The following is a 21,795-nucleotide window of genomic DNA, read 5'->3' as shown; positions in this document are numbered from 1 at the left end:
TTTATCACGCTGTAGGTACTCGTGTGGATAGTTTGTTGTCGGTGTTTTTTATTTGCTTAGCTTTAGGTGCATTTGTCGGCTTTATGGCGGGATTATTAGGTATCGGTGGCGGCTTGATTGTAGTGCCTGCGCTGCTTTATATTCTGCCTTCCGTTGGGATTACTTCTGCCCAATTACCCCATATTGCGATTGCCACTTCGCTGGCGGCCATTATTCTCACTTCTATCTCATCGATGCGAGCGCATCATAAGCGGGGGAACGTGCCCTGGGGATTGTTTCGTACTATGTTCCCTGGGATTGTGCTCGGTGCGTTGATGTCAGGTTTCATTGCCGAACAGATCCCTGCAGCAACCCTTAAACAAGGCTTTGCGGCTTTTGTGATTTTAATGGCGATTCAGATGGCGTATCCCCTTAAAACTGAATCGAACCGAGAATTACCTAGTTCAATTATTCTGTTTGTGGTTGCTGTAATCGTCGCTGTAATTGCAGGATTAATGGGAATTGGTGGCGGAGTATTGTTAGTGCCGTTTTTAACCTTCTTTGGTCTGCAGATGCGTTACGCGGTTGGGTTTTCGGCGGCGACGGGTTTGTTGATCTCCCTGTCGGGCAGTTTCGGCTATATCATCGCAGGCCTTAATGCGCCCGAGTTACCTTATGGCACCTTAGGTTTTATCTTTTTACCTGCTTTGTTTGGTTTAGTGATCACTTCTGTCCTGATGGCGCCCGTTGGCGTGAAAGCGGCAAGCACTTGGCCAACATCGGTACTTAAAAAGATATTTGCACTGTTATTGCTGTGTGTCGGCCTTAAATTAATTCTGACCTAGTTTTTATGTTTACCTCTATTTGAGGCTGCTAATGGATGTGTTATGGCGTTGAGTTTCCCCAATATCGATCCCGTGATCGTATCATTTGGACCCTTTAATCTGTTTGGACAAACCTTTGAACCTGCACTGCGTTGGTATGGTTTTACCTATTTAGTCGGATTTGTTGCGGCTATGTGGTTGCTCAATCGACAAGCTGACCGCTCCTGTGGCGTGTGGTCGCGGGAGCAAGTGTCAGATTTACTCTTTTATGGTTTTCTTGGGGTGATATTGGGCGGGCGTATCGGTTATGTGCTTTTTTATCATTTCGATTATTTCCTCGCCAGCCCTATGTATTTATTTAAAATCTCCGAAGGCGGCATGTCCTTCCACGGCGGTTTGATGGGCGTGATAGTGGCGATGATTTATATCGCCTGGAAACAAAAGCGCACCTTCTTTGCGGTCGCCGATATGGTGGCACCTGTGGTGCCTATCGGTTTAGGCGCAGGGCGTATTGGTAACTTTATTAATGGTGAACTCTGGGGCCGAACCACAGACGTGCCATGGGGCATGGTGTTTCCAACTGGAGGCCCCGAACCGCGCCATCCTTCTCAGTTGTACCAATTTGCACTTGAAGGTGTGGCATTATTTCTTTTACTTTACTGGTTTAGTAAACGTACCGATAAAGTTGGTGCCGTCTCTGGTATGTTCTTAGTCGGTTACGGTATTTTCCGTATTATGGTAGAAACGGTGAGACAACCCGATGCACAGTTGGGACTCTACTGGGGATTGATGACCATGGGGCAGATACTGTCTATTCCTATGGTGTTAATCGGTTTGTACTTGATTTTTCGTAAGCAAGGTAAGCAGCAATGAAACAGTATTTAGACTTAATGAAGCACATCTTAGCCGAAGGTGTTGATAAATCGGATCGCACAGGTACGGGGACTCGCTCAGTATTTGGCTATCAAATGCGCTTCGATTTGAGCAAAGGTTTTCCTTTGGTAAGCACCAAAAAATGCCACATGCGCTCTATCATCCACGAATTGCTGTGGTTCCTGAAGGGTGAAACTAACGTTGCCTATTTACGCGAAAACAAGGTCAGCATTTGGGATGAATGGGCCGATGATAATGGCGATTTAGGGCCGGTTTATGGTGCCCAGTGGCGCAGCTGGCCAACCCAGAGCGGCGATGCTATCGATCAGATTTCACAAGTAATTGCTCAGATAAAATCTCAGCCAGATTCTCGCCGCCTTATCGTTTCTGCCTGGAACGTGGGCGAGCTGGATAAAATGGCCTTGGCGCCGTGTCATGCGTTTTTCCAGTTCTACGTGGCTGATGGCAAATTATCTTGTCAGCTGTATCAGCGCAGCTGTGATGTGTTCCTTGGCTTGCCATTTAACATCGCCAGTTATGCTTTGTTAACTATGATGGTGGCCCAGCAATGTGACTTGGCCTTAGGTGATTTTGTGTGGACCGGTGGTGATACCCATTTATATTCAAACCATATGGAACAGACGGCACTGCAGTTAAGCCGTGAGCCAATGCCGTTGCCAACCATGACGATTTTACGTAAACCTGAATCAATTTTTGATTATCAATTCGACGATTTCGAGCTGACAAACTACGCTCCACATCCCCATATCAAAGCACCTGTCGCCGTATAACGTGCATTTTTTCGACTAATACCTCGGAATAGCCGAGGTGTTAGGTCGAAACTTACGATTATATTTGTTGTTACAATTCGTCTACACTCAATTCATTATGATTTTTAGGAGTGCACGATGGAAAAAGCAATTAGAAATTTTCTGAGCCAAGAATCGGCTGGCGGTATCCTATTATTGGTTGCTGTTGCCTTAGCTATGCTGATGGCCAATTCTCCTTTATCTGGACTTTACCAAGGCTTTTTAGGCACTGACGTACAAGTTAAAATTGGCGAGCTCGATATTCATAAGCCGCTAATTCTGTGGATCAACGATGGCCTGATGGCTGTATTCTTTTTGCTTATTGGTTTAGAGGTTAAACGTGAGTTACTCGAAGGTGCCTTATCGAGTGTTGCTCAAGCCTCTCTGCCTACCTTTGCAGCCATTGGCGGCATGTTAGTCCCTGCTGGGGTGTACTTACTGTTTAACTATGGCGATCCGGTCACACAAGCGGGCTGGGCGATTCCTGCCGCGACGGATATTGCGTTTGCTTTAGGTATTATGGCGCTGCTTGGGAGCCGCGTTCCCGTTTCGCTGAAAGTCTTCTTACTTGCTTTAGCGATTATCGATGACTTAGGTGTCATTGTGATTATCGCGCTGTTCTACAGCACCGACCTGTCAACCATCAGTTTAGTGATTGCCAGTTTAGCGATTGCGGGCTTGGTTGGGTTAAACCGTAAAGGGGTCACCTCACTTTTACCTTATGGCATTTTAGGATTAATCCTTTGGGTCGCCGTACTGAAGTCTGGAGTGCATGCGACTCTGGCTGGCGTCATCATCGCTTTCTGTATTCCATTACGGGCGAAGGATGGCAGCTCACCTTCGGAAGGCTTAGAGCACAGTTTGCACCCTTGGAGCACCTTCTTCATTCTGCCTGTGTTCGCTTTTGCCAATGCGGGGGTTTATGTCGGTAATATGAATTTGGAGACGTTAATTTCTCCTGTCCCCGTTGGTATTGCACTGGGCCTGATGTTAGGCAAACCCATTGGTGTGATGGTGTTTAGCTATATTGCGGTGAAACTCAAACTGGCTCAGTTACCCGATGGCGTAAGTTGGAAGCAAATTGCCCCTGTCGCGGCCATGTGTGGTATTGGTTTTACTATGTCCATGTTTATTGCGTCGTTAGCCTTTGAACATGCAGATCCTATGTACGGTGACTTAGCGCGCCTCGGAACCTTAATCGGTTCGATTATGGCGGCGTTAGTTGGGTATTTCTGGTTATCAAAAGTGTTACCTAATAAAGGAGTATAACTATGATAAAGTTGAAATTAATGGGAATGGCAACACTCTTATGTCTATCGACAACCGCAACGGCATCACAAATAGCGGCCTGTAATCAGGATGCGAACTCTCAGACTTGCCAAAGCTATCTTGAAGGGATAGTGGATGGCGCACTGATGTTTAAATCTGATTCCTTAGGGGCGAGATTAGAAACCAATGGTTATGAATCGAGGGCGCTTAAATACCGTGGTGGTAAACGTTTCCAAGAGGCAAATCGGACCTATTGCGCTGAACGTATTCCTGAACGTCATGTTTTAGTCTCAGGTGTCACTGAAGCGGTAAGTCTGGGTAATGCGACTGATTTGGAGCAATTACAAGGCATAGTCACTAACTTGCTTGATTGCCAGCGTTTGCAATAAACTGATTTATAACAATAGGTTTTTATCCCTCAGCGCCTTGGGCGTATGAGGGACGATTCACACTGGATGAGCATGCTGCATTTGAATTACAACCACCTGTATTATTTTTGGATGATTAAGAAAAAGGGTTCGGTTGCTAAGGCGGCCGAAGCCCTCTGTTTAACGCCGCAAACGATAACAGGGCAAATTCGTGCCTTAGAAGACAGGTTGAATGGCAGTTTATTCAAGCGAGTAGGGCGGACACTGGAAGCCACTGAGTTAGGTGAGTTGGTATTTCGCTACGCAGATAAGATGTTTAGTCTTAGCTATGAAATGCTCGATTTACTTAACTATCAAAAAGATGATGCCATGCTTTTTGAAGTAGGGATCGCCGATGCCTTGTCTAAAGCCTTAGTCAGCCGTGTCTTATTATCCGTCGTCCCCAATGACAGCTCTATGCATTTAGCTTGCTATGAGGCGACTCACGAAAGCTTAATGGCACGTTTACGCGAGCATAAACTGGATATGATCCTCTCCGATTGTGCCGGTGAATCACTGAAGTATCCCGAAATATTATCTAAAAAGTTGGGCGAGTGTGGTGTGAGTTTTTTCTCCGCTGATACTTATAGTGCTGATTTCCCCGCCTGTTTAGAGCAAGGCCAGCTATTAATCCCCGGCCGCAGAACCTCACTTGGACAGCAGTTATATCGCTGGTTTGACGAACAAAATCTTAAAGTCAGTATCTTGGGTGAGTTCGATGATGCGGCCATGATGAAGGCCTTTGGTTACCTTAAACGGGGGATTTTTGTCACGCCGTCGATTTATCGCCAAGAAGTGATTTCCCATGGGATGAATTTGCTCGGTGAAACCACGGATGTGAAAGAGGAATACCATGTGATGTTTGCCGAACGTATGATCCAACATCCTGCTGTAAAGCGCTTGTTAGATACAGATTTCAGCGATCTCTTTGCGGGACGCGATATGCAAGTCCAACAATGCTAATTTTGTGAGCCAATGTGAAGGGTTAATCGACACTTTAGTCACTGAACTGATAGACTAATGCCAAATCTGTGTTGGGAGAAATACCTTGGAATTAATGAACATCGCAAGGGTTCGCTGGGCATGTCGCCGCGGGATGCTGGAATTAGACGTTTTGTTTCAACCTTTTGTTGAAAATTTCTATCAAGAAATGTCCGATCAAGATAAAACCGTGTTTATCCGTTTGTTGGAATGTGAAGATCCCGAATTGTTTGCATGGTTTATGGGTCATGAAGTGTGCCCTGATGCTGAGCTTGCGCGCATGGTAGTGAAAGTCCGTGGAAGACCGGCACCATAGTTTCAGTGTAAAAGCCTCCTTCGACCAACGACTCTCGTTGGTCGTTTTTATTTGTGTCTGCTCTAGCTCATTTCTGCTCTGGCCTCAAAGCGACAATCTCACTTTATCCCTGCTTAAATATATGTTTATCCTGCTAGTTTGTATTTTCTTGCTGTCGCAGTTGTGGCGACTGCAGCATTGGCGTTTAGATTTTGTGCTTAGTGATAAAGGCGAGGGACGTTTGTCAACGGGTGAGCACTTTCAGGTATTAAAGCGAACTTGGGTGACACCCTTTGTTTGCTTGATGTATATCGAAGTGGATACTCAGTTGCGGCTCTTGATGGTTTGGGTGGATATGTTAGACGATACTGACTATCGGCATTTATGTCGGCTGTTGCTGCGGGCTAAAATACAACAGACTAAACCTCATACTGAGATTTAGTCTGTTTATCATTAAGTCACATAAGAACTTAAGCGGTTACTTTTCTGGTAGTAATATAGTCGGGCGCGGCGCGTCTAATTTCTCTGGATGGTCAATATTAAAATGCAGACCACGGCTTTCTTTACGCTCCATGGCACAGCGAATAATCAACTCGGCCACTTGCACTAAGTTACGTAATTCGAGCAAGTTATTGCTGACTCTGAAGTTACTGTAATACTCCTGAATTTCTTGCTGTAACATCAGGCAGCGACGCAGAGCGCGTTCCAGACGTTTATCCGAGCGCACGATCCCGACGTAGTCCCACATGAATAACCGCAGTTCGTGCCAGTTATGGGCGATGACCACTTCTTCGTCCGAGTTAGAGACTTTGCTTTCATCCCATGCTGGAATTTGTCCCGGCATTTGAATTTTATACAGCTGGCTCTCTATATCATGTGACGCCGCACGGGCAAACACTAAACATTCGAGTAGCGAGTTACTCGCCAGACGATTCGCGCCATGTAAGCCGGTATAGGCCACTTCACCAATGGCATAGAGGCCATTGAGATCGGTTTGACCGTGCATATCTGTCATTACACCACCGCAGGTATAGTGCGCGGCAGGCACGACAGGGATCGCATCTTTAGTGATATCAATTCCCAGCTCTAAGCAACGGCTATAGATGGTTGGGAAATGCTTCATCACAAAGTCAGCATCTTTATGGCTGATATCCAGATACACGCAATCGGCACCGAGTCGTTTCATCTCATAGTCGATGGCGCGGGCAACGATGTCACGGGGGGCGAGTTCAGCGCGTTCATCAAAGTCCGGCATAAAACGGCTGCCGTCTGGACGACGCAGGTACGCACCTTCACCACGCAGGGCTTCAGTGAGTAAGAAGTTGCGCGCATCGGCATGGTACAAACACGTCGGATGGAATTGGTTGAACTCCATATTCGCCACGCGGCAACCTGCACGCCATGCCATGGCGATACCATCGCCGCTAGCAACATCGGGGTTTGAGGTGTATTGATAAACCTTAGAGCTACCGCCGGTCGCTAACGCAACAAACTTGGCCTTAACGGTTTCGACGTGTTCTTCGTTGCGATTCCACACATAAGCGCCTAACACACGATTACCTGGGCGATTTAACTTACGGGTGGTGATGAGGTCGATGGCGTTATAGCGTTCTAAAACTTGAATATTGGGGTGGGCGAGTGCGCGTTCTTGCAGTGTCGTTTGCACTTCTTTGCCTGTTGCATCGGCAGCGTGCAGAATACGTCTGTGGCTATGGCCGCCTTCACGGGTTAAATGGTAAGGTGCGTCTTTTGCATTACCGTCAGTGGTTTCTTCTTTATCGAAGGCAACGCCACATTCGATAAGCCATTGCATCGCACTCTTAGCATTTTCAGCGGTAAAAGTGACGACGTCTTTGTCGCATAAACCCGCACCTGCGATTAATGTGTCTGCAACATGGGATTCGATAGTGTCACTTTCGTCGAAGACGGAGGCGATACCGCCCTGGGCGTAGTAAGTCGACCCTTCCGAGAGTGGGCCTTTTGAAAGCAGAATTACTTTTGCTTTTTCAGCAAGATGCAAAGCTAGTGTCAGACCTGCGGCACCGCTACCTATGACTAATATGTCAGATTGGTGTTCAACTACTTGTTTCATCGGGTATCATGATGTGACTGAAGAGTGCCAACTATGGTAAACCAACTCACGGATTATGGGTACTTTCCTTTTAACCTTACTTTTTTGTATATTTTTTAGAACTTTTTCAAAGTACGCGAGTCTACATAAGTGAATATGATTCGAGCGACTGAGAAATCAGCATTTTAGATTTAGGAGAAGTCGGCTCGGATGAGTGGACAATTAAGTGATCAACAATTAGTTGAGCGCGTACAACAAGGTGATAAAAACGCTTTTAACCTGTTAGTGCTTAAATATCAAAGTAAAGTCATTAGCTTGATATCCCGTTATGTACGGAACCAAGCGGACGTTGCCGATGTCGCACAGGAAGCGTTTATCAAAGCTTATCGAGCTTTGCCAAACTTTCGCGGTGAAAGTGCATTTTATACTTGGTTGTACCGCATCGCAGTAAACACTGCGAAGAATTATCTCGTATCACAGGGGCGCAGAACGCCCGCTAATGATGTTGATGCAGAAGATGCCGAATATTATGAAGGTAGTGACGCGCTGAAGGAGTTCGCCTCCCCAGAACGGCTATTGTTATCGGAAGAAATCAAAAAAGTGATTTTCGATACCTTAGAAACGCTGCCAGAAGAATTACGAATGGCCATCTCGTTGCGTGAACTTGATGGGATGAGTTACGAAGATATTGCCATAGTCATGGATTGCCCCGTAGGGACAGTTAGATCGCGTATCTTCCGAGCTCGAGAGGCAATCGATAAAAAGCTCCAGCCGTTGCTGGAAGCCTAAATTCTTATTTTAAGAAACCCTTATATTTAGACAGGTGAAAAATGGATAAATTAGGTCAAGAATGGGTATCTGCCGCAGTCGATGGAGAGACTGATGCGCAGACCATGGCAGAGTTATCTGCTGATACACATTCACATGATAAATGGCATAACTATCATATGATAGGCGATGCCATGCGTGGCGAGTTGCCGCAGAATATTGTGTTAGATCTCTCTGCTAGCATTGCCGCCGCCATTGAGCTTGAGCCAGCGATAGTTGCGCCTAAGCATCATGCGTCTAAGGTTGCTGCACCTGTAACCCCGCAAATTGCCGCCAATGCGCAGCAAAACCGCGTCGTACCTTTGTTTAAGCAATTTGGCCAATATGCCATTGCTGCGACGGTTGCTATGTTTGCGATTGTTGGTGTGCAGAATTACAATCAGAGCGCCGATGATGCCGCGTCACCATCGCCCGTATTGATTACCAGACCGCTAATTGGTAGCGCATCACCTGTGAGCCTACAAACGGGTCCAGTTCAACAGAATCAAGGTTATACCAATGATCAGGTGAACGAGCAGCGTCGCCGAATTAATACTTATATTCAAGATCATATGTTGCAACAACGATTGAATACCGGTGCGGTTGTAGAGGACAATACCGAGGTCGTACCCGTTCCGGTCAATCAATAACGAGGAGTTAGCTTGCGTCTAATCCTGTTGGCTTTATTAGCCTTGGTCTTTCCTGCGATGGCGCAGGAAGATATGCCTGCCAAAGTCTGGCTCGAGAAAATGAGTCAGGCCTTACGAGAGAAAGAGTTTAAAGCATCGATTATTCAACTTCAGGCCGATCATATTCGGCCTTTGGTTTACCTGCACGGTAAGGTGAATAATCAAGAAGTTGCCTTTCTAGAATACCTTAACGGTCCACCTAAAAATGCTGTGCGTGTCGGCAATCGTGTCACCTTTATTGAGCACGACGAGCCTGCATACAGTATTGTTTCTAATCATATCCAAGGTGTTTGGCCTGCCGCTTTTTCTGCCAATATGGCGGATTTAGAAGTGGGGTATCAATTTGTGCTTGGTGGTCGCACCCGTATTGCTGGGCGCCCTGGGCAAATGATCCGCCTGTTGCCCAATGATGAATTCCGTTATGGCTTTCAAATTTGGCTCGATATGGAAACTTATCTGCCGCTGCGATACGACATGCTGACTCAAGATAAGCAATTGCTTGAGCAGATCATGGTGATTGAACTCATCGAATTCAGCGAGCCGCCAGCTATCTTGCAAGAAGCCTATAAGCAAGAATGGCCGGCAGTTATCGATCAAGCCGAGCGCCAAGACGGTCAAAACTGGCAATTTGCTTGGTTACCCGCAGGGTTTACTGTGGTCGTGCGTGATCACCATAGATTGATTGGTAGCCATGAGGCGGTGGAATACATAGCACTGACCGATGGACTGGCAAATATTTCAGTTTATGTTGCGCGAGCTGGGGCGAGTCCATTGCCCGAAGAATTAATTACTCGTAACGGCTTGTCGCTAGTTTCAGAAAAAGTCGGTAATGCCGAAGTGGTTGCAGTGGGTAAAGTGCCGACACAAACCCTAACACGCATTGCTAAAAGTCTGACGCTAGAATAGGACGCCGATTATGATGGAAGAAATTGCCCGAGTCGTCGCCAGTGATAGCCAAGGCTGGTTGACGGTTGAAGTCGAACTTAAGAGTACCTGCAAGAGCTGCAGTAATAGCGAGTCTTGCGGGACCTCTGCTGTGGCTCAGGCTTTTTCCTCGAAAACTCAGCAATTTTCGATCCAGAGTGACCGCCGCTGCGAGGCGGGTGAGTTACTAAAATTAGGACTTCCCGAGAGCGTGATCCTCAAAGCGGCGGCATTAATCTATTTAATGCCGCTGTTTGGTTTGTTTGTTGGCGCAGCATTAGGACAATTTTTAGGCCAGTTACTTGAGTTTAATCCTAACCTAGGTGCCATGGGCTTTGCGGCCGTTGGTGCCTTGCTTGCATGGTCTTTTGGTAAGCAACAGGCCAAACGCTTAGAAGTCGATGCTCAACCTGTGATTTTGGCCTATTTGGGTATGAGCATCAATTTGCAAGAATTAACTTAATAATTTCAGTGCCTTATTTTTAATTAAAAAACAGCTAACTGCGGTTTTGGGCGTTGTTTTATCTGTCTGTCTTAAGTCGGAGTGAATGTGATTGGTATTGAAACCGCAATCAGGTACAATTTCGCTCCTTTGAACCGTATCCATTTTCAGTATTAGTCATTGCAGCATAATGAAACAAATTAGAAACTTCTCAATTATTGCCCATATCGACCATGGTAAATCGACGCTATCAGATCGTCTTATTCAGGTTTGTGGCGGTTTAACCGACCGTGAAATGGATGCTCAAGTTTTAGATTCGATGGATCTAGAACGTGAGCGTGGTATTACGATTAAGGCACAAAGTGTCACTTTGGATTACAAAGCCAAAGATGGCCTAGTCTATCAACTCAACTTTATTGATACCCCAGGTCACGTTGACTTCTCCTACGAGGTCTCGCGCTCATTAGCAGCCTGTGAAGGCGCTTTGCTGGTGGTTGATGCGGGTCAGGGCGTTGAAGCTCAGACATTGGCAAACTGTTATACCGCGCTGGATATGAATCTAGATGTGGTCCCCATTTTAAACAAGATTGACTTACCACAAGCCGATCCAGAACGTGTTGCTGCCGAGATTGAAGATATCGTTGGTATCGATGCGATGGATGCTGTGCGTTGTTCGGCTAAAACTGGTGTCGGTGTCGACGAGGTTTTAGAAGTCATTGTTGCCAAAATTCCACCGCCAGAAGGCGATCCTGACGCACCATTGCAAGCCTTGATCATCGATTCTTGGTTTGATAACTACTTAGGCGTAGTGTCGTTAGTGCGAATTAAACACGGTAGCCTGAAAAAAGGTGACAAGTTTAAGGTCATGTCTACAGGGCAAAACCACACTGCGGATCGCGTCGGTATTTTCACTCCAAAACAAACTGACAAAACCGAACTTAAAACCGGTGAAGTCGGCTTTGTGATTGCGGGTTTGAAGGAAATTCACGGCGCGCCCGTGGGCGATACGTTAACTTTAGCCAAAAATGGTGCTGAAAAGCCGTTACCTGGTTTTAAGAAAGTGAAGCCACAGGTATACGCTGGCGTATTCCCGATTTCTACCGACGAATATGAAAACTTCCGTGATGCGCTGAACAAACTCAGCCTGAACGATGCGTCATTATTCTTTGAACCTGAAAGTTCATCGGCACTCGGTTTTGGTTTCCGCATTGGCTATTTAGGCCTGCTGCACATGGAAATCGTCCAAGAGCGTTTAGAGCGTGAATACAACCTAGAGTTGATCACTACTGCGCCAACCGTAGTGTACGAAGTGGTGATGACCAGCGGTGAAACGATTTACGTTGATAACCCGTCTGATTTGCCAGCGATTAACAACATCGAAGAAATGCGTGAGCCGATTGTTGAGGCCAACATTTTAGTGCCAAAAGAATACTTAGGTAACGTGATTACCCTATGTATTGAAAAACGTGGCACGCAAGTGAACATGGTTTACCACGGTAACCAAGTGGCTGTGACTTATCATCTGCCAATGGCGGAGGTGGTCATGGACTTCTTCGACCGTTTGAAATCCACTAGCCGTGGCTATGCGTCACTCGAATATAACTTTATTCGTTTCGATCCCGCTGACATGGTGCGTTTAGATATTCTCATCAATGGCGACAGAGTCGATGCCTTGGCTATGGTTATCCATAGATCCAACATTCGTCACCGTGGTTTAGCCTTAGTCGATAAGATGAAAGAGCTTATCCCGCGTCAGATGTTTGATATCGCGATTCAAGCGGCTGTGGGCAGTCAAATTATTGCCCGTTCAACCGTGAAAGCCCTGCGTAAAGATGTAACGGCTAAATGTTATGGCGGCGACGTTTCTCGTAAGAAAAAACTCTTAAATAAACAAAAAGAGGGTAAGAAACGGATGAAGCAAGTGGGTAACGTTGAGGTGCCACAGGAGGCATTCTTAGCGGTACTTAAGCTAAACGAGTAATCGTTAGCATAGAAATGACCATTTAGTTGACTATTGCGCCGCTGTTTGCGGCGCTTTAGTTAGGTTATCGTATTGGTTTATCACTTTGGTTTACCAAGGTCGAATACGGTAAGTTAACTAAAGTATGATATTCGCTGAGTTAGGCACCTTTAAATGATTTTAAAGCAGGAGTTCAATAAGCAATGGCAGCGTATTTTTCCATTATTCTAGTGCTAATCACCCTGATCTCGGGACTTATTTGGTTAGTCGATGTACTCGCATTCGCCCCTAAGCGTCGTGAGAATTTAGCGTTAGCCAAGGCCTCGCAAGCGACGTTAACCGAAGAAGCTGAGTACCAAATCATCCGTGAGTCGACCATAGTCGAAACCGCGCATTCTATTTTCCCTGTGATTGCCTTTGTGTTGATCCTGCGTTCATTCATTTATGAACCATTTCAAATCCCATCGGGTTCTATGATGCCTACCCTCTTAGTGGGCGACTTCATTCTGGTGGAGAAATTCAGTTATGGGCTTAAAGATCCCGTATGGCGCACTAAACTGGTTGAAACTGGCGAGCCAAAACGCGGTGATGTGATCGTGTTTAAATACCCTGAAAATCCGCAAATTGACTACATCAAACGTGTTGTCGGTTTACCGGGTGATAGAATTATTTACCGTAACAAGCAGTTGATGATCCAGAAGGCCTGTGGCGTTGAGCAAACAGCTTGCCCAGAACCACAAGTTATCGCCCGTACTGAAATCAGCCGTGGTGATTATAGCCAAGATGGCGTGCCATTACTGCGTTACACGGAGCAACTGGGCGAGGTTGCCCACGATATTTTGATCAACCCAAGTCGTCCCGACATGCTGGGATATTTTAAGCGCGAAGGTAATTTACCTGCGGGTGAGTTTTTAGTACCTGAAGGCCATTATTTTGCCATGGGTGATAACCGCGATAACAGTACCGACAGTCGTTTCTGGGGCTTTGTGCCAGAAGAAAACCTGGTCGGTAAAGCGGTAGCGATTTGGATTAGTTTTGAATTTGACCGTTCAAAAGCCGACTTCCTCCCAACTTGGGTGCCAAGCGGTGTGCGTTTTGAGCGTGTAGGTGGAATTAAATAGCATGGAACCGATTAAAAATTTGCCACGTTTGTGTCGTACTTTAGGTTATGAGTTCGAGAATATTGAGCTGTTGACTCAAGCGCTGACCCACAGAAGTGCGGCAAATAAACACAATGAACGCTTAGAGTTTTTAGGTGATTCAATTTTATCTATTGTGATTTCTGATGCCTTATATCATCAGTTTCCGAAGGCGACCGAAGGCGATTTAAGCCGGATGCGCGCCACCTTAGTGCGCGGTGATACCTTAACTATCATCGCCCAAGAATTTAAGCTCGGCGATTATTTGTATCTCGGTCCTGGTGAATTAAAAAGTGGCGGATTTAGACGCGAGTCGATTCTTGCCGATGCGGTTGAAGCCATTATTGGCGCCGTTTACCTTGATTCCGATCTCGAAGTTTGCCGTGTATTACTGCTGAAATGGTATGCCGAACGTTTGGCAGAAATCCAACCTGGGATCAGCCAAAAAGACGCGAAAACCTTACTGCAAGAGCATTTACAAGGGTTTAAAAAGCCGCTGCCTGATTACCAAGTAATCAACATAGAAGGCGATGCCCACGATCAGACATTTACCGTTGAATGTCGTATTGAAGACTTGAGCCAAAGCGTCATTGGTGTGGCGAGTTCACGCCGTAAAGCCGAGCAAATCGCGGCCGCTCAAGTATTGGAGTTACTAAAGAAATGACCAAAAAAACAGACTTGTCAGGTATCGATGCAGCAAAAGCGGCAACTGAGCCGAGTTTAGATGAATTACTGGCAAGGATGAATGCGGCCGCGCCAACGCCGTCGGCCCAATACGATGTCACTTATTGCGGCATGGTGGCGATCATTGGTCGCCCTAACGTCGGTAAATCGACGTTAATCAACCGTTTGCTTGGCCAGAAGGTGAGTATTACTTCTAAAAAGCCGCAAACGACGCGCCACCGTATCATGGGTATTCATACCGATGGTCCTAAGCAAATCGTGTTTATCGATACACCGGGTTTGCACATTGAAGAGCAGCGGGCGATTAACCGATTGATGAACCGCGCTGCGGCCAGTTCACTTGCTGATGTGTCTATGGTGATTTTTGTGGTCGATGGCATGACTTGGACCGCAGATGATGAGATGGTGCTCAGCAAGTTACGCCGTGGCGGCGAAGAGCGTCAGACGATTCTGGCGATCAACAAAGTCGATAATATCAAAGACAAAGAATCACTGTTCCCATATTTGGAAGAAGTCGCCAAAAAATATCCTTTCGATGAAATTTTGCCGATTTCAGCCAGCAAGGGCACTAACGTCCAGCGCATTTTAGAGCTAGCGGCGGCGTCGATTCCTGAAGGACCTTTCTTCTTCCCTGAAGACTATGTTACCGACCGTTCGCAACGTTTTATGGCGTCGGAAATTGTGCGTGAAAAACTGATGCGCTTCTTAGGTGATGAATTACCCTATGATGCGACGGTTGAGATCGAACAGTTTAAGATGATGGAAAATGGCGTTTATCAAATTAATGCCCTGATCCTCGTTGAGCGTGAAGGTCAAAAACGTATGGTGATCGGTAGCAAGGGCGAACGTATTCGCACTATTGCGACTCAAGCCCGCTTAGACATGGAAACCTTGTTTGATAATAAAGTCTTCCTCGAAGTGTGGGTGAAAGTGAAATCTGGTTGGGCCGATGATGAACGCGCCCTGCGTAGCTTAGGTTACGGCGACGATTAAGCATTAATTCCAGCGAGCGCGCTTACCGATGAAACGTGGCTATGTTCTGCATCATCGTCCATATCGAGAGTCCAGTGTCTTAGTTAACCTCTTAGTTGACGGCATTGGACGGGTCGATGTGGTTGCCAGAACCGGCAGCGGTAAGCGCTCTATCAAGAGTATTCTCCAGCCCTTTCAACCGCTGATCTTCGAATTTAGCGGTAAGTCTGAATTAAAAACCTTAACCCAAGTCGAAGCCGCTGCACCTGCTGTGCCTCTTTCTGGCCAAAGTTTGTTTGCTGGCATGTATATCAATGAGTTATTGGTTCGCACTTTGTCTGTGCAGCACAACGCCGAAGAGTTGTTCCTCATTTATCATCAAGCCTTAGTCGGCCTTGCAGCGAAGTTTTGCCAATCCCAACTGCGTTATATTGAGCTCGCCTTGCTGCGGGAATTAGGTTTTATGCCTTCGCTTAGCCGCGATACTCAGGGCGAACCACTCGTTGCTGAAGATTATTACCAGCTCGTGCCTGAGTTAGGTTTTCAATTTGTGCTCAACTCCCGTGCTCGCAATGCCTATCAAGGTGCTATGTTGACGGCGCTTAACGATAATCAACTCACCGACGTGCATTTTTTGAGCGCTAAGTTGTTGATGCGCTCCCTATTAAAGCCATTACTCGGGACTAAACCTTTACTGAGCCGACAATTGTTCGTCAGCGCTGCCACGCTAACCAAGATTGATGGGAATAATTCGCCCTAGCTCCTGTTTTTTTGTGTAAGCCTAAGTACAATAAGCCGCAATATCAGCGTTCAACATTAAGGAGTTCCCGATGAGCCGTATCTTATTGGGCGTGAATATCGACCATATTGCTACTCTGCGTCAGGCGCGTGGCACTAGTTATCCTGATCCTGTGCATGCTGCCGCCGTTGCTGAACATGCGGGCGCCGATGGCATCACTATCCATTTACGTGAAGACAGACGCCACATTATAGACCGCGATGTGTATCTGCTGGCGAAAACCTTGAAAACCCGCATGAATTTCGAATGTGCGGTGACTGAAGAAATGCTTAACATCGCCTGTGAAATTAAGCCGACCTATGTCTGTTTAGTGCCAGAAAAACGTCAAGAAGTCACTACTGAAGGCGGTTTAGATGTGGCGGGGCAGTTAGATAAAATCACTGCTGCGGTTACTCGTTTAGCCGCTGAGGGCATTCAAGTTTCCTTATTTATTGATGCCGATAAAACCCAAATCGATGCCGCTGTTGCCGCTGGCGCACCGCTTATCGAAATCCATACTGGCTGTTATGCCGATGCGAAAACGGAAGCAGAAGAAGCCACTGAGTTAGCGCGTATTAGCGAAATGGCCAAATACGCCCATGGCAAAGGTTTAGTGGTTAACGCGGGTCATGGTTTGCATTATCACAACGTGAAACCGATTGCGGCGATTCCTGAGTTATATGAACTCAATATCGGCCATGCGATTGTCGCCCGTGCCGCCATTGACGGTTTAGCGACAGCAGTGAAAGACATGAAAGTGTTAATGCTTGAAGGTCGTCGAGGCGAATAATGGCGATTGTCGGCCTAGGCACAGATATCGTCGAGATTGAGCGTATTCAGGCGCATGTGGCGCGCGCAGGCGACAAGCTGGCGAAACGTGTGCTGACCGAGGCTGAGTTGGCCATATATACTTCCCATAGTCAGCCAAGCCGTTATCTTGCCAAGCGTTTTGCCGCCAAAGAAGCTGCAGCCAAAGCGCTCGGTACGGGCATTGGCCGCGGCGTGTCGTTTCAGCATATTCACATTGGCAACAATGCGGATGGTGCGCCGACGATTCACTTTACCGAGGGTGCTTTAGCGCGCTTACAGCAGCTTAAAGCGACGGTTGGGCATATCTCTATTGCCGATGAAAAATCCTATGCGATTGCGACGGTAATCATAGAGTCTCAATAAACCCGAGTTGGTGTTTGTCGTCTATCAAAAAGGAACCTTAGGGTTCCTTTTTTCATTTCTGGATGGGTATCAAAATAAGTACCAAACAATAAAGTGCAACAATTCGTTTACTTTTACTGTTCAGCTTAATTGTTTTGCGCTAGTTTATGGCTTGCGCGTCGCTCAATTTGGCGCAGTTAAAAGCAGGGGCAAATGAAGAGGAACCCGACATGAAATCCGCCGCAGAGCAGTTATCGACCTACAAAAGTGTGCATTTAAATCACCGTAATATTCAGACCCATTTTATTGGTATCCCACTGATTATTTGGTCTGCTTTCTTGTTGCTGGCCACTGTACGTATTCCGCTGGGCAGTCTGGGTGAGACCAGTTTAGCCGTGATTGTCGGCGTGTTAGTGTCGGCCTACTATGTCCGTTTGCACTTAAGGCTTTCAATGGGGCTGATCTTATTTATGGTTCCTGTGCTGCTCACGACTGAATGGGCGGCACATATCGCCGGTGCCACTTGGCTTGCCCTAGGGGTATTTGTGGTGGGCTGGGTGTTTCAGCTAATCGGCCATCAATATGAAAAAGCCAAACCTGCTTTTGTGGATGATTTGAATCAGTTACTAATTGGGCCATTTTTCTTAATGGCGGAAGTGTATTTTATGTTTGGCCTAGAAAAGGCGCTCAATGCACAGATAACGCCGATGGCGATTGAAAAGCGCCGCGCACTTGAGGCGAAAAAGATTTAACTCGTTACATCACTTGGGAAAAGTATTGCTCGGGGGAGCAGTCGGCCGGACTACATATTAGTATGTGGTTCGGCCGATTTTTTATGGGGCAAATCGAAAGCTAAGCTCTGGGCGGGTGATAATGCAGCGGTATGATACGCACAGTTTTAATCATATTTTCTGCCACATCTATGATCTCTAAAGGATAACCGGCTAAACGTAAACTGGTGTTGGCAGAGGGGATTTCCTCTAGGTATTCTAGGATCAGACCGTTGAGGGTTTTAGGGCCGTCGGTCGGGAAGTTCCACTTCATTTCTTTATTCAAATCGCGAATGGTAATGCTGGCATCGACTAAGTAACTGCCATCTTGCTGCACTTTGATATCTTCACTCGGCGTGGTTAACATTGAAGTAGTAAAGTCGCCGACAATCTCTTCGAGAATATCTTCGAGCGTCACCAGACCTTGAATATCGCCATATTCATCAACCACTAAGCCAATGCGCTCTTTGTTCTGTTGAAAGTTAGCCAGTTGCACATTGAGTGGCGTACCTTCAGGCACAAAATAGAGCTCTTTCACCGCGCGCAGCAGAGATGACTTACTAAATTGCTCTTTCGATTGTAATCGTAGCGCATCACGCAAATGAATAAAGCCCACCGCATCGTCAACTGTGTCGCGATACACTAATACTCGGGTGTGTGGACTTTGGATGACCTGACGATTGATGACTTTAAATTCGTCATTGACGTTAATTCCGTAGATATCCGAGCGCGGCACCATAATATCTTCAACGGTGACTTTCTCTAAATCTAGGATAGATAACAGCATTTCTTGGTGGCGTTGGGGGATAAGTGCCCCAGCTTCATGTACGACAGTGCGCAACTCTTCTTGGCTTAACGCATCGCTACTATTGACGGTTTTAATTCCCATCAAACGTAAAAAGCCTGACGTGATGAGGTTAACGCCTTTCACGAAGGGCGCTAATAGGATCAACAACCAGCGCAGCAGTATGCTGGAGGGGAAGGCAATACGTTCGGGATTTAGTGCGGCGATGGTTTTGGGGGTGACTTCAGCAAATACCAATACAACGAGTGTCAGCACACCGGTAGCGATGGCGACACCTAAGTCCCCCCAGAGGCGCATACCAATAATAGTGGCGATAGCCGATGCTAAAATATTGACTAAGTTATTGCCGATTAAGATCAAACCAATCAAACGGTCAGGACGCTCAAGCAACTTCAAAGCTCTAATCGCCCCTTTATGGCCATTGCTGGCTAAGTGGCGTAGACGGTAACGGTTGAGTGTCATCATGGCGGTTTCTGAGCCTGAGAAATAGGCAGAGAATAGGATAAGCACTAGTAAAACGATCAGGAGTGCGCTTGTCGATATAGCGTCCAAAAAAGGCTCCAATATGGCCAGTAAACTTAAGTAAATACCGACATTTAAAAAAAGTGTCAAGTCGGCAGCGGCATTAACTGCCTTTGCCGACTTAAATGTTTAGTTGAGGATTAACTCTTTGACAATGCGCGCGCCAAAATAAGCGAGCGAAAGTAAGGTGGCGCCAGTCAAAGTGTAAATGACTGCGGTACGAATTTTACAGCCGACCCAATACTGTTGCCACAACATAGTTATGTATACAAACCAAGCCATTATCGACAGGATTGCCTTATGACCTTTGCCATCTGCAAACATGTCTTCAAGGAAGATAAAGCCGGTTGCGAGTGACAAACTGAGCAAGATAACGCCGATAATCACTAAATGATAAAGTTGTTTCTCAACTGTCATCAGTGGCGGAATGCCTGGGCTCAGCATAAATTGTTTTTTCTTCAGCTTATTTTGGATCATCGCCAGTTGTATCGCATAAAGGGCGGCAATCATCAGGGCACTGTAGGCCATGAGTGACAATACTACGTGGGCTAATACTTCAGGATAAAGCTCAAAATGCGTGATGAACTTAGGCGGTAATAACCAGAGTAGGGCGACCGAGAGCACAGAGCAGGCGTAAACCACGGGCACTACGACGATCACCTTCAGCCTGAACATCAACACTGTAAAAGTAAAGGCGATAATCCAGTTCACTAAGGAAATCACGTTCGTCAGGCTAAAGTTTTGCCCATCAGTGGTGAAAATCACTTGGGATAATGCAGCAGCATGCAGAATGACCGCAATGGCCGCTATGCCTGCGACGGCGCGGCGATTCGGACCGTCGGGGTGGAACAATCGACTCGTCACTAGTACCAATGCAATGCAATAAAAAAACATGGCTGAGGCAGAAAAGATGACCATGGGTAATTAACCTATTTGTGTAGTTAAAGGTGCCTTATAAACGGGGCATACAGATCAATATTTTCCCTAGAATAACATGAGCTGTCGGCAAATGGGCAGTGACATGAGTTGCAAAATTTAGCAGATTCTTATTGTTAGGGTTAAATAGTGTGTTAACGACAATAAAACATGACTCAGCGCAAGTAAAACACTTAACCACAATCAAGATGGGTGCAGCAGTAGCATAATGCGCATGCATCGTTATAATACAGCCCATCAATCGAGATTCTTAAAGGTATAGAACAGGACGATGTTTGAGAACCTAACCGACAGACTGTCACGCACACTGAAAAATATCAGTGGCCGTGGTCGCTTAACTGAAGAAAATGTTAAGGAAACCCTGCGCGAAGTGCGTATGGCACTGCTGGAGGCCGATGTTGCCCTGCCTGTGGTGCGCGAATTCGTTAATAATGTAAAAGAACGTGCCGTTGGCCAAGAAGTCTCTAAAAGCTTAAGCCCTGGTCAAGCCTTCATTAAGATAGTTCAAAGTGAACTTGAAAAATCCATGGGCGAGGCGAATGAAGCCTTAGATTTAGCCACTCAGCCGCCAGCCGTGATCATGATGGCGGGTCTGCAAGGTGCGGGTAAAACCACCAGTGTGGCCAAACTGGGTAAATTTTTACGCGAACGCCATAAAAAATCGGTATTGGTGGTCAGTGCCGACGTTTACCGCCCAGCGGCGATTAAACAGCTTGAGACGTTAGCGCAAGAAGTGGCGGTGGAGTTTTTCCCATCGGACGTCAGCCAAAAGCCAATCGACATTGCGAAAGCGGCGATTGCCCACGCTAAATTAAAGTTCATCGATGTGGTGATCCTCGATACCGCGGGTCGTCTGCACGTCGACGAAGCCATGATGGACGAGATCAAAGGCTTACACGCTGCGGTCAAGCCTATTGAGACCTTGTTCGTTGTGGATGCTATGACAGGTCAAGATGCGGCGAATACGGCTAAGGCGTTTAACGAAGCTTTGCCACTGACAGGGGTTATCTTAACCAAAGTCGATGGTGATGCACGTGGTGGTGCAGCGTTATCGATTCGCCATATTACCGGCAAGCCGATTAAATTCCTCGGTGTCGGTGAAAAGACCGACGCGTTAGAACCGTTCCATCCCGATCGTATTGCCTCGCGTATTTTAGGTATGGGCGATGTGTTATCGCTTATCGAAGAAGTTGAGCGCGGCGTCGATAAAGAAAAGGCCATGAAACTGGCTTCGAAAGTGAAGCAGGGTGGCAGTTTTGATTTAGAAGATTTCCGTGAGCAGTTACAGCAAATGAAAAACATGGGCGGCATGATGAACATGCTGGAAAAACTGCCCGGTGTAGGTCAATTGCCCCCAGAAGCCTTAGCGCAAATCCAAGACGGCAAGATGACAGGCCAAATGGAAGCCATCATTAATTCGATGACGTCCAAAGAGCGTAAGAACCCTGATTTAATCAAGGGCTCACGCAAGCGTCGTATTGCTGCGGGTTCTGGCACGCAAATCCAAGACGTAAACCGTTTATTGAAACAGTTTACGCAAATGCAAAAGATGATGAAAAAAATGTCTGCTAAGGGCGGCATGCAAAAAATGATGCGCGGAATGCGTGGCATGATGCCGCCTGGAATGAAATTTCCAGGCCGTTAATCGGACATTTTTAGTTAAACCTAGCACTTTATCAGTCGGTTGACTCTGGTAACAATGAACCG

General features: G+C 46.6%; 24 protein-coding genes. 21 read left to right on the top strand and 3 right to left on the bottom strand.

The genetic code is table 11. From position 1 onward, the window contains the following. The first annotated feature begins 23 nt into the window (after window positions 1-23). The 8 genes from Q4Q54_RS05930 to Q4Q54_RS05895 all read left to right on the top strand — a co-directional run bounded on the left by Q4Q54_RS05930 (window position 24) and on the right by Q4Q54_RS05895 (window position 5,879). The gene (locus Q4Q54_RS05930) at window positions 24-824 is read left to right on the top strand and encodes a sulfite exporter TauE/SafE family protein (protein WP_106649843.1); all 801 of its coding nucleotides are present in this window, start codon (window positions 24-26) and stop codon (window positions 822-824) included. A gap of 42 nt (window positions 825-866) precedes the next feature. Continuing rightward, entirely contained in the window at window positions 867-1,676 is an 810-nt protein-coding gene (gene lgt / locus Q4Q54_RS05925; RefSeq protein ID WP_311987961.1) for a prolipoprotein diacylglyceryl transferase, read from the top strand. Then, the gene (thyA, locus tag Q4Q54_RS05920) at window positions 1,673-2,467 is read left to right on the top strand and encodes a thymidylate synthase (RefSeq protein ID WP_006080766.1); all 795 of its coding nucleotides are present in this window, start codon (window positions 1,673-1,675) and stop codon (window positions 2,465-2,467) included. The genes lgt and thyA overlap by 4 nt, the downstream gene beginning before the upstream one ends. A gap of 117 nt (window positions 2,468-2,584) precedes the next feature. Next, the gene (gene nhaA / locus Q4Q54_RS05915) at window positions 2,585-3,754 is read left to right on the top strand and encodes a Na+/H+ antiporter NhaA (RefSeq protein ID WP_106649846.1); all 1,170 of its coding nucleotides are present in this window, start codon (window positions 2,585-2,587) and stop codon (window positions 3,752-3,754) included. Window positions 3,755-3,756: 2 nt separating this feature from the next. Next, window positions 3,757-4,143: a hypothetical protein gene (locus Q4Q54_RS05910; protein ID WP_220592329.1), complete on the top strand. Its 387-nt coding sequence runs from the start codon at window positions 3,757-3,759 to the stop codon at window positions 4,141-4,143. Between the two features lie 72 nt (window positions 4,144-4,215). After that, window positions 4,216-5,124 carry a transcriptional activator NhaR gene (gene nhaR, locus Q4Q54_RS05905; RefSeq protein WP_006085064.1) on the top strand — a complete coding sequence of 303 codons (909 nt, stop codon included), beginning with the start codon at window positions 4,216-4,218 and terminating at the stop codon, window positions 5,122-5,124. Window positions 5,125-5,209: 85 nt separating this feature from the next. Further along, complete coding sequence (locus Q4Q54_RS05900) at window positions 5,210-5,458, top strand: succinate dehydrogenase assembly factor 2 (RefSeq protein ID WP_126492496.1); 249 nt, start codon at window positions 5,210-5,212, stop codon at window positions 5,456-5,458. Beyond that, the gene (locus Q4Q54_RS05895; RefSeq protein ID WP_311987960.1) at window positions 5,439-5,879 is read left to right on the top strand and encodes a protein YgfX; all 441 of its coding nucleotides are present in this window, start codon (window positions 5,439-5,441) and stop codon (window positions 5,877-5,879) included. Before Q4Q54_RS05900 ends, Q4Q54_RS05895 begins: the two co-directional genes overlap by 20 nt. A 36-nt stretch (window positions 5,880-5,915) precedes the next feature. Here the strand turns inward: Q4Q54_RS05895 and nadB are convergent, their stop codons facing one another. Then, the gene (nadB, locus tag Q4Q54_RS05890) at window positions 5,916-7,529 is read right to left on the bottom strand and encodes an L-aspartate oxidase (protein ID WP_006080772.1); all 1,614 of its coding nucleotides are present in this window, start codon (window positions 7,527-7,529) and stop codon (window positions 5,916-5,918) included. A gap of 189 nt (window positions 7,530-7,718) precedes the next feature. Between nadB and rpoE the strand changes: the two genes are divergently transcribed. From rpoE to Q4Q54_RS05830, 12 genes are all read left to right on the top strand, one after another. Then, complete coding sequence (gene rpoE / locus Q4Q54_RS05885; protein WP_006080773.1) at window positions 7,719-8,297, top strand: RNA polymerase sigma factor RpoE; 579 nt, start codon at window positions 7,719-7,721, stop codon at window positions 8,295-8,297. A gap of 41 nt (window positions 8,298-8,338) precedes the next feature. Beyond that, window positions 8,339-8,965: a sigma-E factor negative regulatory protein gene (locus Q4Q54_RS05880; protein WP_006080774.1), complete on the top strand. Its 627-nt coding sequence runs from the start codon at window positions 8,339-8,341 to the stop codon at window positions 8,963-8,965. 12 nt (window positions 8,966-8,977) lie between these two features. Beyond that, window positions 8,978-9,910, top strand: a complete 933-nt coding sequence (locus tag Q4Q54_RS05875) for a MucB/RseB C-terminal domain-containing protein (protein ID WP_107946834.1) — start codon at window positions 8,978-8,980, stop codon at window positions 9,908-9,910. A 10-nt stretch (window positions 9,911-9,920) separates the two neighbouring features. Beyond that, on the top strand, window positions 9,921-10,391 hold the full coding sequence (locus Q4Q54_RS05870; RefSeq protein WP_220776558.1) for a SoxR reducing system RseC family protein: 471 nt from the start codon (window positions 9,921-9,923) through the stop codon (window positions 10,389-10,391). Between the two features lie 169 nt (window positions 10,392-10,560). Further along, on the top strand, window positions 10,561-12,351 hold the full coding sequence (lepA, locus tag Q4Q54_RS05865) for a translation elongation factor 4 (protein WP_311889438.1): 1,791 nt from the start codon (window positions 10,561-10,563) through the stop codon (window positions 12,349-12,351). Window positions 12,352-12,533: 182 nt separating this feature from the next. After that, the gene (gene lepB, locus Q4Q54_RS05860) at window positions 12,534-13,451 is read left to right on the top strand and encodes a signal peptidase I (RefSeq protein WP_220592335.1); all 918 of its coding nucleotides are present in this window, start codon (window positions 12,534-12,536) and stop codon (window positions 13,449-13,451) included. 1 nt (window position 13,452) lies between these two features. Further along, window positions 13,453-14,133, top strand: a complete 681-nt coding sequence (gene rnc, locus Q4Q54_RS05855; protein ID WP_300478021.1) for a ribonuclease III — start codon at window positions 13,453-13,455, stop codon at window positions 14,131-14,133. Beyond that, on the top strand, window positions 14,130-15,146 hold the full coding sequence (gene era, locus Q4Q54_RS05850; RefSeq protein ID WP_259527064.1) for a GTPase Era: 1,017 nt from the start codon (window positions 14,130-14,132) through the stop codon (window positions 15,144-15,146). The genes rnc and era overlap by 4 nt, the downstream gene beginning before the upstream one ends. A 28-nt stretch (window positions 15,147-15,174) precedes the next feature. Beyond that, a complete protein-coding gene (gene recO / locus Q4Q54_RS05845; protein WP_311987959.1) occupies window positions 15,175-15,885 on the top strand; it encodes a DNA repair protein RecO in 711 nt (236 codons plus the stop codon). A gap of 70 nt (window positions 15,886-15,955) precedes the next feature. Beyond that, window positions 15,956-16,693 carry a pyridoxine 5'-phosphate synthase gene (gene pdxJ / locus Q4Q54_RS05840; RefSeq protein ID WP_012588260.1) on the top strand — a complete coding sequence of 246 codons (738 nt, stop codon included), beginning with the start codon at window positions 15,956-15,958 and terminating at the stop codon, window positions 16,691-16,693. Continuing rightward, entirely contained in the window at window positions 16,693-17,076 is a 384-nt protein-coding gene (gene acpS / locus Q4Q54_RS05835) for a holo-ACP synthase (RefSeq protein ID WP_071939194.1), read from the top strand. The genes pdxJ and acpS overlap by 1 nt, the downstream gene beginning before the upstream one ends. Window positions 17,077-17,285: 209 nt before the next feature. Then, window positions 17,286-17,807 carry an Mpo1-like protein gene (locus Q4Q54_RS05830; protein ID WP_311987958.1) on the top strand — a complete coding sequence of 174 codons (522 nt, stop codon included), beginning with the start codon at window positions 17,286-17,288 and terminating at the stop codon, window positions 17,805-17,807. Window positions 17,808-17,907: 100 nt separating this feature from the next. Here the strand turns inward: Q4Q54_RS05830 and Q4Q54_RS05825 are convergent, their stop codons facing one another. Then, complete coding sequence (locus Q4Q54_RS05825) at window positions 17,908-19,182, bottom strand: HlyC/CorC family transporter (protein WP_006080785.1); 1,275 nt, start codon at window positions 19,180-19,182, stop codon at window positions 17,908-17,910. 99 nt (window positions 19,183-19,281) lie between these two features. Continuing rightward, a complete protein-coding gene (locus Q4Q54_RS05820) occupies window positions 19,282-20,070 on the bottom strand; it encodes an inner membrane protein YpjD (RefSeq protein ID WP_006080786.1) in 789 nt (262 codons plus the stop codon). A 289-nt stretch (window positions 20,071-20,359) separates the two neighbouring features. Between Q4Q54_RS05820 and ffh the strand changes: the two genes are divergently transcribed. Further along, complete coding sequence (gene ffh / locus Q4Q54_RS05815) at window positions 20,360-21,733, top strand: signal recognition particle protein (RefSeq protein WP_006080787.1); 1,374 nt, start codon at window positions 20,360-20,362, stop codon at window positions 21,731-21,733. The last annotated feature ends 62 nt before the right edge of the window (window positions 21,734-21,795 follow it).

The sequence above is a fragment of the Shewanella sp. SP2S2-4 genome (assembly GCF_031932025.1).
Taxonomy (GTDB): domain Bacteria; phylum Pseudomonadota; class Gammaproteobacteria; order Enterobacterales; family Shewanellaceae; genus Shewanella; species Shewanella baltica.
Note: the sequence above shows the minus strand (reverse complement) of the source record. Positions and strands in the feature narration are given on the sequence as shown.

Bases quoted from the DNA above. Each gene is read 5' to 3' on its own strand.
- lgt (WP_311987961.1), top strand. From the start codon at position 867: ATGGCGTTGAGTTTCCCCAATATCGATCCCGTGATCGTATCATTTGGA.
- thyA (WP_006080766.1), top strand. From the start codon at position 1,673: ATGAAACAGTATTTAGACTTAATGAAGCACATCTTAGCCGAAGGTGTT.
- nhaA (WP_106649846.1), top strand. From the start codon at position 2,585: ATGGAAAAAGCAATTAGAAATTTTCTGAGCCAAGAATCGGCTGGCGGT.
- Q4Q54_RS05910 (WP_220592329.1), top strand. From the start codon at position 3,757: ATGATAAAGTTGAAATTAATGGGAATGGCAACACTCTTATGTCTATCG.
- nhaR (WP_006085064.1), top strand. From the start codon at position 4,216: ATGCTGCATTTGAATTACAACCACCTGTATTATTTTTGGATGATTAAG.
- nadB (WP_006080772.1), bottom strand. From the start codon at position 7,529: ATGAAACAAGTAGTTGAACACCAATCTGACATATTAGTCATAGGTAGC.
- rpoE (WP_006080773.1), top strand. From the start codon at position 7,719: ATGAGTGGACAATTAAGTGATCAACAATTAGTTGAGCGCGTACAACAA.
- Q4Q54_RS05880 (WP_006080774.1), top strand. From the start codon at position 8,339: ATGGATAAATTAGGTCAAGAATGGGTATCTGCCGCAGTCGATGGAGAG.
- Q4Q54_RS05870 (WP_220776558.1), top strand. From the start codon at position 9,921: ATGATGGAAGAAATTGCCCGAGTCGTCGCCAGTGATAGCCAAGGCTGG.
- lepA (WP_311889438.1), top strand. From the start codon at position 10,561: ATGAAACAAATTAGAAACTTCTCAATTATTGCCCATATCGACCATGGT.
- lepB (WP_220592335.1), top strand. From the start codon at position 12,534: ATGGCAGCGTATTTTTCCATTATTCTAGTGCTAATCACCCTGATCTCG.
- rnc (WP_300478021.1), top strand. From the start codon at position 13,453: ATGGAACCGATTAAAAATTTGCCACGTTTGTGTCGTACTTTAGGTTAT.
- era (WP_259527064.1), top strand. From the start codon at position 14,130: ATGACCAAAAAAACAGACTTGTCAGGTATCGATGCAGCAAAAGCGGCA.
- recO (WP_311987959.1), top strand. From the start codon at position 15,175: ATGAAACGTGGCTATGTTCTGCATCATCGTCCATATCGAGAGTCCAGT.
- pdxJ (WP_012588260.1), top strand. From the start codon at position 15,956: ATGAGCCGTATCTTATTGGGCGTGAATATCGACCATATTGCTACTCTG.
- acpS (WP_071939194.1), top strand. From the start codon at position 16,693: ATGGCGATTGTCGGCCTAGGCACAGATATCGTCGAGATTGAGCGTATT.
- Q4Q54_RS05830 (WP_311987958.1), top strand. From the start codon at position 17,286: ATGAAATCCGCCGCAGAGCAGTTATCGACCTACAAAAGTGTGCATTTA.
- Q4Q54_RS05820 (WP_006080786.1), bottom strand. From the start codon at position 20,070: ATGGTCATCTTTTCTGCCTCAGCCATGTTTTTTTATTGCATTGCATTG.
- ffh (WP_006080787.1), top strand. From the start codon at position 20,360: ATGTTTGAGAACCTAACCGACAGACTGTCACGCACACTGAAAAATATC.